The 18,646-nt window shown below is 42.1% G+C and carries 14 protein-coding genes and 1 tRNA gene; all 15 read left to right on the top strand.

Annotated elements, in window-relative coordinates; translation table 11 throughout:
* Position 1 precedes the first annotated feature (1 nt).
* The 15 genes from EKM98_RS04715 to EKM98_RS04645 all read left to right on the top strand — a co-directional run bounded on the left by EKM98_RS04715 (position 2) and on the right by EKM98_RS04645 (position 18,451).
* Positions 2-889, top strand: a complete 888-nt coding sequence (locus EKM98_RS04715; protein WP_068280036.1) for a glycosyltransferase family 2 protein — start codon at positions 2-4, stop codon at positions 887-889.
* A gap of 4 nt (positions 890-893) precedes the next feature.
* Positions 894-2,117: a hypothetical protein gene (locus EKM98_RS04710; protein ID WP_068280041.1), complete on the top strand. Its 1,224-nt coding sequence runs from the start codon at positions 894-896 to the stop codon at positions 2,115-2,117.
* Positions 2,095-2,874 carry a glycosyltransferase gene (locus EKM98_RS04705; RefSeq protein ID WP_068281262.1) on the top strand — a complete coding sequence of 260 codons (780 nt, stop codon included), beginning with the start codon at positions 2,095-2,097 and terminating at the stop codon, positions 2,872-2,874. Before EKM98_RS04710 ends, EKM98_RS04705 begins: the two co-directional genes overlap by 23 nt.
* Positions 2,875-3,357: 483 nt before the next feature.
* Entirely contained in the window at positions 3,358-4,833 is a 1,476-nt protein-coding gene (locus EKM98_RS04700) for a nicotinate phosphoribosyltransferase (RefSeq protein WP_068280044.1), read from the top strand.
* A 12-nt stretch (positions 4,834-4,845) separates the two neighbouring features.
* Entirely contained in the window at positions 4,846-5,673 is an 828-nt protein-coding gene (nadE, locus tag EKM98_RS04695; protein WP_125980939.1) for an ammonia-dependent NAD(+) synthetase, read from the top strand.
* 258 nt (positions 5,674-5,931) lie between these two features.
* Positions 5,932-8,604, top strand: a complete 2,673-nt coding sequence (locus EKM98_RS04690) for a cation-translocating P-type ATPase (RefSeq protein ID WP_068280050.1) — start codon at positions 5,932-5,934, stop codon at positions 8,602-8,604.
* A gap of 298 nt (positions 8,605-8,902) precedes the next feature.
* The gene (locus tag EKM98_RS04685) at positions 8,903-9,343 is read left to right on the top strand and encodes a hypothetical protein (protein ID WP_068280053.1); all 441 of its coding nucleotides are present in this window, start codon (positions 8,903-8,905) and stop codon (positions 9,341-9,343) included.
* Positions 9,344-9,732: 389 nt separating this feature from the next.
* A complete protein-coding gene (gene trpX / locus EKM98_RS04680) occupies positions 9,733-10,737 on the top strand; it encodes a tryptophan ABC transporter substrate-binding protein (protein ID WP_068280055.1) in 1,005 nt (334 codons plus the stop codon).
* Positions 10,734-11,636 carry an ABC transporter permease gene (locus EKM98_RS04675; RefSeq protein WP_068222836.1) on the top strand — a complete coding sequence of 301 codons (903 nt, stop codon included), beginning with the start codon at positions 10,734-10,736 and terminating at the stop codon, positions 11,634-11,636. Before trpX ends, EKM98_RS04675 begins: the two co-directional genes overlap by 4 nt.
* On the top strand, positions 11,626-12,402 hold the full coding sequence (locus tag EKM98_RS04670) for an ABC transporter ATP-binding protein (RefSeq protein ID WP_068222839.1): 777 nt from the start codon (positions 11,626-11,628) through the stop codon (positions 12,400-12,402). Before EKM98_RS04675 ends, EKM98_RS04670 begins: the two co-directional genes overlap by 11 nt.
* A gap of 878 nt (positions 12,403-13,280) precedes the next feature.
* Positions 13,281-15,464, top strand: coding sequence for a Tex family protein (locus tag EKM98_RS04665; RefSeq protein WP_125980937.1), 2,184 nt, complete (start codon positions 13,281-13,283; stop codon positions 15,462-15,464).
* Positions 15,457-15,924 carry a SprT family protein gene (locus tag EKM98_RS04660; RefSeq protein WP_068280061.1) on the top strand — a complete coding sequence of 156 codons (468 nt, stop codon included), beginning with the start codon at positions 15,457-15,459 and terminating at the stop codon, positions 15,922-15,924. The genes EKM98_RS04665 and EKM98_RS04660 overlap by 8 nt, the downstream gene beginning before the upstream one ends.
* Positions 15,917-17,197 (top strand): homoserine dehydrogenase, encoded by a 1,281-nt coding sequence (locus EKM98_RS04655; protein ID WP_068280063.1) that lies wholly within the window; start codon positions 15,917-15,919, stop codon positions 17,195-17,197. Before EKM98_RS04660 ends, EKM98_RS04655 begins: the two co-directional genes overlap by 8 nt.
* Positions 17,198-17,426: 229 nt before the next feature.
* Positions 17,427-18,296, top strand: coding sequence for a homoserine kinase (thrB, locus tag EKM98_RS04650; protein WP_082920412.1), 870 nt, complete (start codon positions 17,427-17,429; stop codon positions 18,294-18,296).
* Positions 18,297-18,366: 70 nt separating this feature from the next.
* Positions 18,367-18,451: transfer RNA gene (locus tag EKM98_RS04645), tRNA-Leu, on the top strand.
* Positions 18,452-18,646: the final 195 nt, after the last annotated feature.

Raw genomic sequence — 18,646 nt, 5'->3', positions numbered from 1 at the left:
TATGGCGGATAAAGTAAGTTGTGTCGTTGTCACCTATAATCGATTGGCGCTGTTAAAGCGGTGTTTAAACGCCATTTTTGCGCAGTCTAAACCAGTAACGGATATTTTTATCGTTAATAATCATAGTTCTGATCAAACTGCCGCTTATTTGGCCCAACAAAAAGGTACCCACGTACACATTTTTAATTTAAACGAGAATCTTGGTGGCGCCGGTGGTTTCGTCTATGGTATGCAGCAGGCGGCCAAAGTAGCTAACGATTATATCTGGTTAATGGATGATGATACGTTAGTTCATGCCGATACGTTAGCGCAGTTATTACGTCCAGCAAAAAGAATTCCAAATTTTGGTTTTTTGAGTCCGCAAGTAAAACTTAAGGACGGCACAATTGGTAATCGGCCGTTACCGTTGTACGATTGGCAACCAGAAGCAAAAACTGGCTTAACGCGGTTGAAAACAGGGTCGTTTGTGGCAATTTTATTTAACCAGCGAATCGTTGAACGGCTGGGACTGCCGATTAGTGATTTCTTTATTTGGTTTGATGATCATGAATATACAATGCGAATTTCGCAACATTATCCGGCCTACTATGTGCCAACCGCACAGGTTACCCATTTAACAGTTGCCGCCACGCCGGACATCTTGACTGATCAGAAACGAATTCCCCGCTATTTTTATTTGTTTCGTAATAAGTACTATACGCAAAAAGAATTTCGGGGCAGCTGGGGTGCGATTAAAGATATTTTGGCTAATCTCGTCATCATTGGGCAGATTATTGTTGGTAAACGGCCAAAAAAAGGGCAAAAAATCATGACCGTGATTCGTGGTACTTGGGCAGGCCTATTTTTCAAACCACAAATTAAGTCAGTCAATAATGAAGAAGGAAGGTAGCAGTTTGTTACAATCAACGGATGCTTACAAACCAGTTGCCAGTCCAGGAGAAGGTCTCTTTTGCTTCGCTTTTGGGCTAAGCTTCTTTTGGTACCTTTTTAAATTAAGTATGCTAGCCAGTTACATGCCTTCTTTAGCCGGGCGGTTAGTTTTTGTGCTTAGTGGAGCGCTAATTTTATTGAAGATTGTTTTTGTGGATAGCTATACGCGCCGCGAGTTAATGCAGGCGGGACTTGTGACGGTTATTTTCACACTTTCGTCCTTGATGTCAAAGGATCGAATTTTATTAATTATCTTATTATTTATTCTTGGGGCCAAGGGCATCAATTTTGACCAAATCATTAAGACTTATTTGTGGATTGGAATTCCTGAAGTGCTTGTCATCATGTTGCTAGCACAGTATAAGGTTATTACTAACCTAATTATTTACCGCAGTATTGATCAAGGAGGGGCGGCACGGCAGTCCTTTGGCTTTTCTTCACCAACTGATTTCTCAGCAATTGTACTTTTTTTGTTCATTGCTTATTGTTATTTAAAACGGGGAAAATTAAAGTTCATTGATTACGTTGTGACCCTATTTATTTCCTACTTTTTATTAGTCTTTTGTGATGCACGGTTGGATGTGATTTCCCTTTTATTAGTTTGTTTAGCGATGCTGCTCTATAGTAGCCTCAGATTTTTGCCACGGCAGCACTGGTTGGCCAGACTTTTTCACTGGACGTGGTTGACCTTTCCAATTAGTGCCTTTCTTTCGGTTTGGTTGACGTTAACGTATCGGAAGGGTTCGACCTTCTATGCATTTCTTGATAATGCGTTATCCGGTCGGCTGCACATTGGCCGTCAAGGTTATGATAAGTACGGTCTTAGTCTGTTTGGGCAACATATTGTTGAACACGGTAATGGCGGTAATATTGCTCTAAAAACAAATTGGCAAAAAACGGCGTATTTCTATTTAGATTCTTCTTTTATCCGTTTATTGTTAATTTACGGGATTATTCTGTTTTTGTTTATTGTTATCTTTTTTAGTTGGTACTCGTTTCAGTTAACCAAGCAGGGTAATTTATTAGTGCCACTGATTTTGGCGATTGTTGCCGTAAATAGTATGATTGAACCTAATTTACTTCAGATCAACAAGGACCCATTCCTTTACTTGATTTTTGCACAATTACCACTGACACATAATTTTAGTCCGTTTGGAGGTGGTCATTCTGGATTCAGTCACGATTAGCATCGTTACGCATAATAGCAAGCATATTTTCCATGTGTTGAATCAAATTAAAACCGAATTGGCCGCTTCATCCGTAGGGGTTATGGTGTTTGATAATGCTTCCGCGCCGGCTTACCAAAATCAGTTGAAGGCTTACCAGTCTGATCAAATTCAAATCACCTTAGCCTCTGTAAATAAAGGCTTCGGTTTTGGTCATAACTATAATCTTGCGCGGATTAAAACAACTTATTTTATTTGTTGTAATCCCGATATTCTACTCAAAAAGGCCGACTTCACACTGATGTTGCATCAATTACAAGCTCGGCCGGAGATTAGTATGGTAACACCAAAGATTGTTGATCCAAAAGGTGAAACGCAATATTTGATCAGACGGCGATTAGATGTTTTTGATTATTTATTACGCTTCGTCCCCTTTGGTTTTGTTAAGCGTCTGTTTGCAAAACGTTTAGCCCACTATGAATGTCGCGATTTATCGAATCAGACACAGCTGATTAAATATGGCTCAGGTGCGTTCATGTTTCTACGGGCACAAGCTATGCGTGAAATTGGTGGTTTTGATGAACGCTTTTTTATGTATTTTGAGGATAACGATTTATGTGATCGATTGCGGCAAGCTGGCGGGAAGATTTGTTATGTACCGGCGGCTCGGGTTGTTCATTACTACGCCCGGGATTCGCACAAACATTTTTCGGTTTTTATCATATTTTTAAAATCAATGACGAAGTACTTTAATAAGTGGGGTTGGCAGTTTTTTTAGCTAACCTTCCATTGCGGAGTAGTAGGCCATACGCCATAATCTGGGCGCTTTTTCAGGCACTCGTAGTTTAAACGTGTTTGAAAAAGCAGATTCCTGCGGTTGCCATGTTTCAACTTGGCGCTTTTCGCCATAGTTGAATGGACAACGTATGTAGCATCAAGATTATTAACGTTTTTGGTTAATAATCCTCAATTGCGAAATAGTAGCTACGATCGCCAAATCATCTGTTTCACAGATAATTCGTCAATCTAGGCTAATCCTCAGAATCTAACCGCTTTTTCAGGCACTCCCAGTTTAAACGTGTTTGAAAAAGCAGATTATTGCGTATAGCTACGCTAGTCGAACGATCCGCTGCGCGTCTCTTTTCGCCTAGCTAGGCTATACTCCATAATCTAACCGCTTTTTCAAACACTCTTCAGTTAAGTTCGCACGGTTCTAGTAAAAATGCTAAAATGAATTTATTAAATTTTATGGAGATTAATTATGACAAAATTATACCCAGACGATAGTTATACGTTGCATACTGACCTTTATCAAATTAATATGATATTGACTTACTGGGAAAAGAATATTCATAATCGTCAGGCCGTTTTTGAATGTTATTTTCGTGATATGCCGTTTGGCAACGGTTACGCAATTTTTGCTGGCCTAGAACATGTTGTTCGTTATATTCAACAGATTAAGTTTTCGGATTCAGATATTGCGTATTTACGTGAGGCCGAGGGTTATCCTGAGGAATTTTTAGACTATTTACGCGACTTTAAATTTACTGGCACAATTCGGTCCGCAATTGAGGGCGATCTTGTTTTTAATAATGAGCCAATTCTCCAAGTCGAAGGAAATCTTGCTGATTGTCAGTTGGTCGAAACGGCGATTTTAAACATGGTTAATTATCAAACCTTGATTGCAACCAAGGCGGCGCGGATTAAATCAATTGTCGGCAGTGATATGGTCATGGAGTTTGGTACCCGCCGTGCGCAAGAAATGGATGCCGCCGTTTGGGGGACACGAGCCGCCTATATCGGTGGTTTTGATGCGACGAGTAACGTTCGGGCGGCCAAGATTTTTGGAATTCCAGTCAGTGGAACTCACGCCCACTCGTTAGTTCAGGCCTATCGCAGTGATTATGAAGGCTTTAAGGCATATGCTGAAACGCACCGGGATTGTGTTTTTCTAGTGGATACGTATGACACCTTAAAAAGTGGGGTACCGAATGCTATTCGGGTGGCCAATGAAATGGGCGATCAAATTAATTTTCAGGGCGTCCGAATTGATTCTGGTGATATGGCCTACATCTCAAAACGTGTGCGTCAGCAACTGGATGAAGCTGGCTACACCGAAGCCAAGATTTATGCTTCTAACGACTTAGACGAAAAAACAATTCAAAACTTGAAGATGCAGCACGCAAGAATTGATGTTTGGGGCATTGGAACCAAATTAATTACAGCGTATGATCAGCCAGCACTGGGTGCCGTCTATAAGTTAGTGTCGATCGAAGATAAAAAAGGCATGATGCGCGACACGATTAAACTATCGAGTAACGCCGAAAAAGTGTCGACGCCTGGTAAAAAGCAAGTTTGGCGGATTACTAAAAGAGCGGATGATAAATCAGAAGGGGATTATATTGCTTTTTGGGATGAAAAGCCTCTGGAACAAGATTCTATTTACATGTTTCATCCGCACTACACTTACATTAATAAAACGATTACTGATTTTAACGCCCGTCCAATTCTGCACGACATTTTTGAGAACGGCAAATTAGTTTATAAGTTGCCTAATTTATCAGAAATTCGCCGTTATGCCGCCGCTAATCTTGATTCGTTATGGGATGAATACAAGCGTGATTTGAACCCACAAGATTATCCAGTTGATCTATCACAAAAGTTGTATGATCATAAGATGAAAATTATCCAAGAGGTTAGTAAAAATGTGGGTAAAGAGCAAGATACGATTAATTAAGGAGTGACCTTAATGCGAAAGTTACAACAAGAAATTATTGCGGCAATGAAAACTCAACCAGAAATTGATCCGAAGCTCGAAATTCGTAAGAGTGTTGATTTTTTGAAGGCTTATTTACGGAAATATCCGTTTGTAAAATCATTAGTTTTAGGAATTTCTGGTGGTCAGGATTCAACTTTGGCCGGGCGGTTAAGTCAGATGGCGATTAACGAAATGCGAACAGAAACCGGCGATGACACTTACCATTTTATTGCTGTTCGCTTACCTTATGGTGATCAGGCTGATGAATCCGACGCCATGGCGGCAATTGAGTTTATTCAGGCCGATACCATTTCGCGAGTTAACATTAAGCCAGCTGTCGATGCAACCGTCACGGCACTTGAGGCCAATCAATTAAGTATTAGCGATTTCAACAAGGGTAACATCAAAGCACGGCAGCGAATGATTGCCCAGTATGGTATTGCTGGCGCACGAAAAGGTGTCGTGGTTGGAACTGATCATTCAGCTGAATCGATTACAGGTTTTTACACCAAATTCGGTGATGGCGGTGCTGATCTAGTGCCTTTATACCGGTTAGATAAGGAACAGGGTAAGCAATTGCTACGGGAATTAGGTGCGCCGGTTCACTTATACGAAAAGGTACCGACGGCTGATCTGGAAGAGAATCGTCCTGCGTTACCAGATGAGGCGGCCTTAGGGGTTCGCTATGAAGATATTGACGCCTACCTAGAAGGTAAGGAAGTCAGTCAAAAGGCGGCCGATGTCATTGAAGGCTGGTATTTGAAGACGGCACATAAGCGCCACTTACCAATCACGATTTTTGATGATTTTTGGAAATAATAACAAATGACTTGCGTTTAGGATAATTAATCAGTTATACTAAATTTAAATCATAGGGGAGTAACTTGCAGCTGTATCTTTGTTGCGATAACGTCATCAGCAAGAAAAATTATTTTTCTGGTGTTGTCTTAAAAAGTGAGACTTATGTGTGTCTGTTTACTGTGACATACATAAATCGCACTTTTTTTGTATGTTACGTTAGGCAGTGGGATCTTATTGTACCAAATAGTAATTATAGCGTTGAAGGAGGAATAATTTATGGCTCAGCAACAAAAACAACCTTATTACCAACAAAGTAGTAAAGAATTACTGACAAAGTTTTCGACAACCGATGCGGGTTTAAGTAAGCAGGAGGCACAGCAACGGTTAACGCAAAACGGGCCGAATTCCTTAGTCGCAAATAAGCGTAAAAATGTTTTACAACGTTTTATTGACCAATTCAAAGATTTTATGATTATTGTTTTACTGGTGGCCGCATTAGTAGCCGGTTTTTCTGGTGAAATTGCAGATGCCGTGATCATCATGCTGGTTGTTATTTTAAACGCCGTTTTTGGCGTTTTCCAAGAGATGCAGGCCGAAGCAGCGATTGATTCACTTAAAGAGATGTCTGCACCTAAGGCCAACGTTTTACGCGGTGGGAATGTGGTTACCATTAACAGTGAGGACATTGTGACTGGGGACATTGTTTTGCTGGAGGCGGGGGATGTTATTCCGGCCGATCTGCGTTTGATTGAAGCGCAGCAGTTACGACTTGAGGAGTCCGCTTTAACTGGTGAGTCAGTACCAGTGGAAAAATCAGTTAAGGCATTAAACGCCGGAACTGACGAAAAGGTCAGTTTAGGTGATCAAATTAACATGGCCTTCATGAACAGTAACGTAACAAACGGCCGTGGTGTTGGCCTTGTTGTCGCAACCGGGATGCAAACTGAGGTTGGCCGAATTGCCGGAATGCTAAATCAGGCCGATGAAACCAAGACGCCACTTCAGGAAAATCTAAATCACTTAGGCAAGGTTTTAACTTGGATTATTTTAGGTTTGTCCGTTTTAATTTTTGTCCTAGGTCTACTTAATCGCCAAGAATCTGTGTTAAACATGTTGCTCACCGCGATCTCCTTGGCCGTTGCAGCAATTCCAGAAGGGTTGCCGGCCATCGTAACGATTACGTTAGCGTTGGGAACGAAGCGAATGGCTAAGCGCCACGCAATTGTTCGTAAGTTACCAGCCGTTGAAACGTTGGGGAGTACTGACATTATTGCCTCAGATAAAACGGGTACCTTAACGCAAAATAAGATGACCGTAGAACGTATTTTCGAAAATAATGAGTTAACGGACGCTAAAACCAGTCAAGTAACCCTTGATGATAAGGTTGTTCGGATTATGACGTTAGCAAACGATACTAAAATTAATGCTGATGGCGAGTTACTTGGAGATCCAACTGAAACAGCCTTGGTTCAATTTGGCCTGGATCATCAATTAGACGTGGCCGATTTGATTAAACAATTGCCACGAGCCGGCGAGGTGCCATTTGATTCTGAACGGAAGCTAATGACAACGATCCATCAATTGGACGATAACCGTTATTTAATTGCGACTAAAGGGGCACCTGATCAACTATTACCCCGAACAACGCATTATCAATTAAATGATAAAATGCCAGAAATGGACGCTAAAGAACGAGAAACAATTTTGGCTACCAATACTAAATTGGCGAAGCAGGCCCTCCGAGTTTTGGGGATGGCGTATAAGATTGTGCCAACCTTGCCAGCTGAAATAACGACTGAAACCGTGGAGCAGGATTTAACTTTCGCTGGTTTGATTGGGATGATTGATCCAGAACGACCGGAAGTGGCCAATGCTGTCGCTGAAGCTAAGGGTGCTGGAATTCGTTCACTAATGATCACTGGGGATCACCGGGACACGGCCGAAGCAATTGCATTGCGCCTTGGTATTCTCCAACCGGATGAACACGATGCAGTAATTACCGGTAGTGAGTTAGATGCCTTAAGTGACGCCGAGTTTGCTAAAAAAGTACCTGATTATGTCGTTTACGCGCGGGTTGCGCCGGAACACAAGGTTCGAATTGTAAAGGCTTGGCAAAAACGCGGCAAAGTCGTTGCCATGACTGGTGACGGGGTTAACGATGCGCCAGCACTGAAAACCGCAGATATCGGTGTTGGGATGGGAATTACCGGTACGGAAGTTTCGAAGAATGCTTCTGATATGGTGTTAGCCGATGATAATTTTTCTACAATTGTCGTTGCCGTTGAAGAAGGCCGAAAAGTATTTGCCAATATTCAAAAAGCTGTTCAATACTTGCTTTCCGCAAATCTAGGTGAAGTGTTGACCTTATTTATGATGACAATTCTAGGCTGGCAAATTTTGGCGCCCGTTCAGATTTTATGGATCAATTTAGTCACGGATACTTTTCCAGCGATTGCGCTGGGACTTGAACCAATGGAACGTGATATCATGAAACATAAACCTCGGGGACGTGATTCAAACTTCTTGTCTGGCGGAGTGACGTCGTCGATCTTTTACCAAGGCTTACTCGAGGGTGGCATTACCTTACTCGTTTATTGGTTAGCGATAAACTACCCAGTTCACGCAGCGGCAAACTTGGCCCACGCCGATGCCTTAACGATGGCATTTGCAACTTTAGGGATGATTCAATTGTTCCACGCCTTTAACGTTAAGTCGATTCACGGAACGATTTTCCACCGGGGAATTTTTGCCAACCGTTCATTTAATTGGGCCATCTTAGCCTCAGCAGTACTTTTAGCAGCTACGATCGTAATGCCTGGTTTCAACAAATTATTCCACGTGACGCATTTGGACTGGTTCCAGTGGGGCATTGTGTTGGGGGCTTCGTTATCAATCATTGTGATTGTTGAAATTGTGAAGTTCTTCCAGCGTCGTTTTCATAAAGCCTAAAGAGTGTTTGAAAAAGCGGTCAGATTCTGAGGATTAGCCTAAACGGACGAATTATCTGTGCAACGGATGATTGGGCTGTTGTAGCTAACCGCAGGAAGCTGCTTTTTCAACCACGTTTACACTAAATAAAGGTATTTTTTAAACAAGCCTAAGCTAAAAAATAGGTTTGTGGTAAAATGAGTTGGAATTAAAATCCAAATAATAAAAAAATATCTTCGTGATTATCAGCAATACATTGAAGGTATAAACAGTAGTTACGCCAAAACTCATTTGTGTTGTAACCGCTAGGAGGCAAATTATGTCAAAAGCACAACAATTAAAAACCCATTACGCTCACGTTGTTGATTCAATGATTCAGACAACCCAAAATTTAACTAGTCAGTTAAATGGCGATTACGAGTTGATTAAACAAGCAATTGCCACCGATACTGTGAGTGAAATTGCCAATGACCAATGGCTGAGTATAAAAAAGAACTTTAATGCCGGAGTTGCGGATTACCAGAAAAGTTTAGAAACACTAAAAGACGTGCGACCACCGGCAAAGGCGATGGGCTTACAGCATTCACTCCTAGCAGCTTACACGGATTATGTTGCTGGATGTGGGGCAATGGCAGATGCGGTTGATGCTGAAAAACATACCGTTGACGTATCGGCATTTACAGCGGCAGAAAAGCAGCAGGATCAGGCGTCAGAGGCAATGAACAAGCAAGTAAGTCGCTTGTCATCCGTACTTTCTTAAATCAGGATTAAAATTTAGGTTGACAAACTCTCATTTTATTTTTATACTTTAACTATTCAAATTAGAAATAACGAGGTCACAGTTATGAAAACAAGTAATCGTCAAAAGTTGAATCGCCAGTTCTGGCAAAGCCAACATTAGACGGATTGACGTAGGTGCAATCTGTCAGATGCAGATTGTATCTATGTTGGCTGTGCTCTTTTAAAAGTGCCCGCATAGATCGTATACTATGCGGGTTTTTGTTTGCTTAAAGCAATTACCCACCAGACTGGGCAATTGCTTTTTTGTTTGAAATGCATTTTCCAAACACACTTAGGTTATTTCGTAAGGGGAGGAATTATTATGTTAGAGCTGCAACAGGTTGTAAAACAAATTGGGGGCGGACAAAAATGAAACGAATGATCGGCTTGATTGCTATTCTGGTTGCTTTTTTGGGAGTTGCTTTCTTTCAAGAAGGTGGCGTTAAAACGGCAGCACCACAAGAAGTTAAGAAACCAACCATCGGTATTTTACAAACAATGTCGCATCCGGCGTTGGATCAAATCACAAAAGGCACGATTGATCAGTTAAAGAAGCGGGGCTACGTCAACGGTAAGACGGCCAAGATTGATTTTGAAAATGCCCAGGGTGATCAAAGTAACCTTAAATCAATGGCGGATCGGTTTGACAATGAAGATACCGATCTTAATATTGGGATTGCAACACCAGCGGCTCAATCAATTGCCAACGCAAATAAAACGACACCATTGATTCTTGGTGCAATCTCCAATCCAAAGAGCGCCGGGTTAGTCAGTAACTACAAGCACCCAGGTGGTAACATTACTGGGGTTTCGAACTTGACACCAACGAATGATCAAATTCGTTTGGTTCGTGAGATCATGCCTAACGTTAAGGAGCTAGGTGTGATGTACACTTCTGGTGATCCTTCGGCGGCCGCTGAAGTTAAAGTAGTACGACAAGTAGCGCCTAAGTACGGATTTAAGCTTAAAGAATTCACTGTTTCTAATTCCAGTGATGTGGATCAAGTTGCACAAACGATGTTGCAACAGGTTAAGGCCGTATACGTGCCAACGGATAATACCATTGCAACTGCGATGCAAACTTTGGTAAAAGATGCTAACAATGCGCATGTACCCGTATTTCCACCAGCTGGAACAATGGTTCATGATGGTGGTTTGGCCACTTACGGAATCAATCAGTATCAATTAGGAGTTGCCACAGGAAATATGGCGGCCGATGTGTTGCAAGGCAAAGCAAAACCAGCAACAACGCCAATCAAAATTATTGCTAAGGGCGATTTAGTGCTAAATATGAAAGAAGCCAAGTTATTGGGGATCAATATTCCGACACACTTAGTGAACGAAGCTTCTAAAAAAGGAGAGATCATTCGATGAGTTTAATAGTATCTGCAATTGGGCAAGGCCTATTATGGGGCATTATGGGCGTTGGATTATTCCTAACTTTTAGAATCTTAGATTTTCCAGATATGACTGTTGAAGGAACTTTCCCGTTTGGAGCGGCAGTTTGTGTGACGGCAATTACTCACGGTGTTTCACCGATTTTGGCGACACTCTTGGCTTTTGGTGCGGGGCTGCTAGCGGGGCTTGTCACTGGGTTACTGTACACCAAAGGTAAAATTCCGATTTTGTTAGCCGGAATCCTTGTAATGACGGCGTTATATTCGATTAATTTACGGGTAATGGGTAAAGCAAATGTGTCTTTGTTAAATCAAAAAACATTATTCAGCTTTCCATTCTTAAAGGCATTACCACAATATTTTGACAGTATTTTTATTGGTCTGTGTTTAGTGATCGTAACGATTGTCTTCTTAGTTTGGTTCTTACAAACTGAATTAGGCCAGTCCTTTATTGCAACTGGTGATAATGAATTCATGGCCCGTTCATTAGGAATTAAAACGGACGGTATGAAAATTATGGGCCTAATGGTCTCTAATGGTTTTATCGGTCTATCCGGTGGCTTGATGGCTCAAAGTAACGGTTACGCCGATGTTTCAATGGGGATTGGGGTCATCGTTATTGGTCTTGCCTCAATTATTATCGGCGAAGTTGTTTTTGGCGAATTAACCATGAATCAACGCTTAGTTGCCGTAGTTCTTGGCAGTATTCTTTACCGCTTCGTTATCCTGATCGTCTTGCAATTAGGCTTCAACACCAATGATCTGAAATTAATTTCGGCGGTTGTCTTGGCCTTTGCTTTGATGCTACCAGCATTTCAGACTAAATTTCATACGCGGCAAATGATTCGAAAGGGGCTGACAACACATGACGACTAAAGAAGAATTATTAAGTTTAAAGGATGTTGTAGTCTCAGTTAATAATGGTAACGAATTGCGACCAATTCTAAAAAAACTAAACTTAACCATTAACGCTGGCGACTTCATTACAATTTTAGGAACAAATGGTGCTGGTAAAACAACGTTATTCAATACGATTGCCGGTAACCTCCACCCAACCAGTGGCCAAGTTTTACTACGTGGCCAAAATATTGCGCAACAAAATGAAGAGCAGCGAGCCAGCTTTTTAGCCCGTGTTTTCCAGGATCCAAAAATGGGAACGGCCCCGCGAATGACGGTCGCTGAGAATTTATTGTTAGCAACGCAACGTGGTCAAAGAAGAGGATTACGATTACGCAAGTTACGCCAAAATCGTGATCGTTTTCGTGAAATGTGCGCTGAAATGGGAAATGGTTTAGAAAACCATTTGGACACACCAACGGGTAATTTATCTGGTGGGCAACGACAGGCGCTAAGCTTGTTAATGGCGACTTTGACCAGCCCTGATATTTTACTGTTGGATGAGCACACGGCGGCACTTGATCCAAAAACGAGTGAACAATTAATGCAATATACCATGGAACGAATTAATCAGAATCACCTTACTTGTTTAATGATTACCCATCATCTAGAGGATGCGCTCAAGTACGGTAATCGTTTAGTGGTTATCGATGACGGCCGCATTGAAGCGGATTATGATGCTAAACAAAAGCAGACGATGACCCGGGAGAAATTGTACGATTTCTTTGATGAAACAATTGGTTAAATAGTTAATGAAAAACGGCAGCGTGAAGTGACTCATTGTACCAGACTAAAATCTGGTGGGGAGTTACTGAACGCTGTTTTTTTGATGTGGCGGTTGGAAAATATTTTTACTAGTAGGTACTGGGCTAAATTAGTATAACCGTGTTTGAAAAAGTAGATTATTGCGTATGGCTGCGCGGCTCTTTTCGCCTAGCTGCCATGTTTCTTGCGGTGATCGAGACGAATTGGGTTGAGGAAACACAGTTATGGACTGTATAACTGTGCCCTTAGTTTTTCGCCACAAGAATGGTCAACGTTCGTAGCATCAAGGAATATTAGTGCTCTTTGCTAATATTCTTCCTCCATTGCGGAGTAGTAGGCTATACTCCATAATCTAACCGCTTTTCAGGCACTCTCAGTTTAAACGTGTTTGAAAAAGCAGATTCCTGCGGTTGTCATGTTTTAACTTGGCGGTTTTCGCCGTGCTAGTTCTTGCGGCACGTACTTTGCCACAAGAATAGACAACATTTGTAGCATCATGAGTTATTTGCGCTTCTTGCAAATAACTAACCGTAATTGCGAAGTAGTAGTTGAATGGACAACGTATGGAGCATCAAGATTATTATCGTACTTGGTTAATAATCCTCAATTGCGAAATAGTAGCTACGATCGCCAAATCATCTGTTTCACAGATAATTCGTCAATCTAGGCTGCGATTCGGACTTCGGTTTATCCTAGTCCGATCGACATCGTTAGTAATCCTCGGAATCTAACCGCTTTTTCAAACACTCTCTAGTAATTTAGGTGAAAAGTACCGTATAATAAAGGCTAGAAGAAACCACTGACAAATAAATGATCTATTGTTTAAGTCGTGAAAATTAAGTGTAGGAGAATTAGTAAATGGATAACGCAGTTTTACAGCGGACAATTAAATTACTGCCCCAATATCAAGCAAAACAAATTAAGGCAACGTTAGAACTATTGACCAGTAGCAATACGGTTCCCTTTGTGGCTCGTTACCGAAAAGAAGCTACTGGTAATTTAGATGAAGTTCAGATTCGGGAGATTGAGTCTGCCTACCATTATCAGGGTAACTTGAGTAAACGCCAGGCTGAAGTTTCCAATATTATTGCCGAACAGGATAAGCTGACTGATAAATTACGTCAACAAATTGCTGCGGCACAAACGCTTCAGGAAGTGGAAGATCTTTATTTACCGTACAAGCAAAAGCGCCGAACCAAAGCTACGATTGCTAAAGAAAGTGGTTTAGCGCCTTTTGCAACTTATTTATTGCAACTACCAAATAGTTCGGCGACTGTACTACAACAAAAGGCTGAGGAATACGTTGATTCGGAAAAAAATGTTCCTGACGTGCCGGCCGCTTTCGCCGGAGCTCACGAAATTTTGGCAGAGCAATTTAGTGATAACGCAGATTTCCGTCGTTGGATTCGGCAATATACGGAAAAAAATGCGCATTTTATTTCGCAAGTTAAAACTAAGGCGGAAGATGAAAAGCAAGTCTACGCAATTTATTATGATTTTAACGAACCTCTAGCAAAGATGGTGTCTTACCGTGTTTTAGCAATCAATCGGGGCGAAAAAGCTGGTATTCTCAAGGCTCATCTTGAAGTCTCCGACCGACCGATCATTTGGCACATGGCGCAACAAGTCTTGCGGGGCACGACTAATGCTGCAGCGCAGTATGTTCAAACGGCAATCGAGGATGCTTATAAACGGTTTATTGGTCCCGCAATTGAGCGGGAAATCCGGAACCAATTAACCGAAAGCGCTGGCGACCAAGCAATTGCCGTTTTCGGTGATAATTTGAAGCATTTGTTATTACAAGCACCATTAAAGGGCCGGGTTGTTTTGGGCTTTGATCCAGCTTACCGCACGGGCTGCAAATTAGCCGTGGTTGATCCGACCGGAAAATTTCTAGATAAATTAGTCATTTACCCGCACAAACCAGCTAACGCCGAAAAGCGCAAGGCTGCAGCACCGGCGTTTAAAAATTTAATTGAGAAAAATCAGGTTGAAATGATTGCAATTGGTAACGGAACGGCTAGCCGAGAATCAGAACAGTTTGTCGCTGAAGTGCTAAAAACAATTGACCGGAAAGTTTATTATGTCATTGTTAACGAGGCCGGTGCCAGTGTTTATTCGGCCAGTCAAGTGGCCCGGGACGAGTTTCCTGAGTTTAACGTTGAAGAACGAAGCGCAGTCAGTATTGCCCGACGATTGCAGGACCCACTGGCCGAGTTGATTAAGATTGACCCAAAGGCGGTTGGGGTTGGCCAGTATCAACATGACGTTTCCCAAAAGCATTTGGGCGAGCAGCTAGATGTTGTTGTGGAAAATGTGGTAAATAGTGTTGGGGTTAACGTTAATACGGCCAGCCCTGAGTTGTTAGCACATATTTCTGGTTTGACGAAAACAACGGCCCACAATATTGTTAATATGCGTAATGAGGTTGGTAATTTTACCGATCGGAAGGCGCTCAAAAAAGTGCCCCGTTTAGGACCAAAAGCGTTTGAACAGTCAGTTGGGTTTCTTCGCATTATTGGCGGGAAAACAATTTTGGACAATACTGATATTCATCCGGAAAGTTATTCATTGGCTAAGCAAATTTTGGCCCATTTTGATTTAACTTTGGCTGATGTTGGTCGCCAAAAGGCAAAGAATACTTTGCAGCAGGCAAACGTGACTGAGTTAGCTAATGAATTTGAGGTTGGCGCCGTTACGTTACAAGATATTATTGCTGGGTTGATCAAACCAGGTCGTGATTTGCGAGATGATTTTGCGCAACCATTATTACGGACGGACGTGTTGACGATCGCCGATTTAAAAGCAGGGATGGCCTTAGAAGGTACCGTGCGGAATGTGATTGATTTTGGCGCTTTTGTCGACATCGGTGTTAAGCATGATGGTTTGGTGCATATTTCGCAATTAGCCAATCATTTTGTCAAGCGACCTAGCGATGTGGTCTCGGTTGGTGATATTGTGCACGTTTGGGTCTTAGCGGTTGATAAAGAGCGTGAACGGGTGCAGCTAACCATGTTGCCGCCAGAGGAAAAGCATGGATAACACTGACTTAACTAAATTGGTGCAGGAGGTTTCGTTAACCTCATTTAGGCGGCCTTTTAAGCACGTTGCTGTTTTTAATTCGCGTTTACGGACAACTGGGGGCCGGTATGATTTACGTGATCACCATATTGACATTAATCCCAAAATGTATCAGCATTATGGCAAGCAAGTTTTAATTGGTATTATCAAGCATGAACTGTGTCATTACCATTTACATTTAACTGGTAGCGGCTATCAACACCGAGATGCGGCCTTTAAAAAATTATTACTTCAGGTTGGTGGGAGTCGCTACGCACCGGCTTTACCGCAGCAAGTTGGCAAAAATAAATACCAGTACGTCTGTCGCAAGTGCGGTCATCGTTACCAACGACAGCGACGAATTAATTTGAAAAAGTATGTTTGTGGCCATTGTCACGGTCATTTACAGTTAATTACAGAAAGAGGGGAATCTTATGCGTGAAATTGGGATTGGTTTGCTAGGTTTAGGGACGGTTGGCAGCGGGGTTGTTCGTTTGTTACAGGATAATCAGGCGAAGATTTCATCAATTACTGGCCGCCGGTTAACCATCAAGCGAGTCATCGTTCGGCACCCAGAAAAGCACCGTGATACTAAGCTGGATGGTGTACCGATGACGGCCAACATTGAGGATATGATCCAGGATCCAGCCGTTCAAATTGTAGTTGAAGTGATGGGAACCATTCAACTGGCGGAAGACTACATAAAACGTCTATTACAAGCGGGGAAACACGTTGTTACTGCCAATAAGGATCTAATTGCCCAAAAAGGCGGCGAATTGGTTGATATTGCGGCAAAGAAACAACGTGATTTGATGTATGAGGCTAGTGTTGCTGGTGGGATTCCAATTTTACGAACGATTGTTAATAGTTTTGCTGCTGACCAGATTTTAGAAGTTAGTGGGATCGTTAACGGAACAACTAACTATATTTTGACGCAAATGAACCAGAAGAAAGTTAGTTACGCAGCGGCCTTGAAATCAGCCCAGGACTTAGGCTTTGCCGAAAGTGATCCAACAAATGACGTGATGGGAATTGACGCTGCTTATAAAATGATTATCTTAACTCAGTTTGCTTTTGGAATGAGCCTTAAATTGGAGAATGTGACTGTTGAAGGAATTGACAAGGTTCGTTTAGAAGACATTCAGCAGGCACAAAGTTTAGGCTACACGATCAAATTAATTGGTGACGCCAAGGAAATTGATGGAAAGGCCAGTGTTTCGGTGGGACCAACATTAATTGCAAACAGCAATCCATTGGCGGCCGTGCAAAATGAAAATAATGCTGTAGTTGTTAAAAGTGCAGCGGTTGGTAACACAATGTTTTACGGACCCGGTGCAGGTGAGTTACCAACGGCCAATAGTGTTGTCAGTGACATTATTGCGGTAACCAAGGATATTGGGATTGGCATTACCGGTAATACTTTTAACAGCTACCGACACCAGGTGGCCATTGCACCTAATAGTGCAGTTAAATCTGCGTACTACCTTGCATTAAAGGTTCGGGACATTCCGGGACAAATGTTGGCCTTAACGCGAATTATGGCTGAATCAAAGGCCAGTTTCCGCCAGATTTTTCAAACGTCCAGCGATGGTGATTTCGCCCGGGTGGTTATGATTACCCACGAAATTAGTTTGGCCCAATTAGAGAAAGTTCAGGAAAAAGTGGCCGTATTAGAAAACATTGAATTAATCTCTAGTTACCGCGTTTTGGATTAACTATAGCTCTAAAGAATTGAGGCGGGCCATGTTTCCCGGGCACGGTTTTCGTGCTAGGAGAATGGCTATCATCCGAAAATAAGATTTTGCGGTAACGTAAAAAGACCTTAAAGAATTGAGGAGGCCATGTTTCGAGTGCACGATTTTCGTGCTAGGAGAATGGACATCATCCGAAAATGGGATTTGCGGTAACGTAAAATAGACCTTATAGAATTGAGGAGGAATGAAAGTGACAGTTATTCGTGTACCGGCGACAAGCGCCAACCTTGGACCAGGTTTTGATTCAATTGGGATTGCCTTAAATTTATATCTGACTTTAGAAATAAAAGAAGCACGGCAGGATTGGTTAATGACGCAGCCCTTTAGTGCCGACATTCCTTCCGACAAACGTAATCTTATCATCAAAACGGCTTTGGCCTTAGTACCTGATTTACCACCACATCATTTGGTGGAAACGACAAATATTCCTTTGGCTCGCGGCTTAGGCAGTAGTTCTTCGGCGATTGTTGCGGGAATTGAATTGGCTAACCAGCTTGGTGGGCTAGGCCTGAGCAATGAAGAGAAGTTACAAATTGCGGTTCGCCTAGAAGGTCATCCAGATAATGTAGCGCCAGCAATTTACGGTAACTTTGTCGTTGCGACATTTGATGGTGTTCAAGCAAATGCAATCAGTGCACCATTTCCGGCGGCAAAGGCGTTGGTCTTTGTGCCGGAGACTGAGTTATTGACTGCAAAAAGTCGCGCAGTATTACCCAAACAGTTACCACTAAGAAATGCTGTTGCGACCAGCTCGGCGGCTAATGTTTTAGTGGCGGCCGTTTTGCGGGGTAATTTACAATTGGCAACCCAAATGATGGGCCGCGACCAATTCCACGAAACTTATCGCCAGCAGTTAGTTCCTCAGCTGGGTAAGATTCGCAAAGTATTGCAGAATGAAGGAATTTACGGAACTTACTTAAGTGGCGCTGGGCCAACGGTGTTGACAATGGTTGCACCGGAGAGCTTGACCACTGCCCAAAAAGCCGTTAAGCAGTTAGCGCTGGCAGGTAAATGGTTAACGCTGGATGTAGACGCCAGTGGATTAATGGTGACTAAGTAGTTTCTGAGAAGTCTTTAAAAAAAAGTTGCACCAGTAAAAATAATTTGCTAAACTATAAAAGTTGGCAATTGCGGTTGTGGCGGAATGGCAGACGCGTCAGATTAAGGATCTGGTGGGATATATTTCCCGTGCTGGTTCAAGTCCAGTCAGCCGCATTAATGACAGATTTGATTAAAGGATTGAGGTTTACGCCTCAGTCTTTTTTTTGTTTCAATAATTAGTCGCAGAACTTGTGCTAATATCTTTTAATTTGGCTTAAACGGGTAAAAAAATAGATCAATGATACACTAATGTAAATTGACAGCGGTTTATAATTACTATTATAATAGTGCCAGGATCTTTTATTTGAT

The organism is Loigolactobacillus iwatensis (assembly GCF_003950295.1).
GTDB classification, from domain to species: Bacteria; Bacillota; Bacilli; order Lactobacillales; family Lactobacillaceae; genus Loigolactobacillus; species Loigolactobacillus iwatensis.
This window is presented reverse-complemented; position numbering and strand designations above follow the sequence as displayed.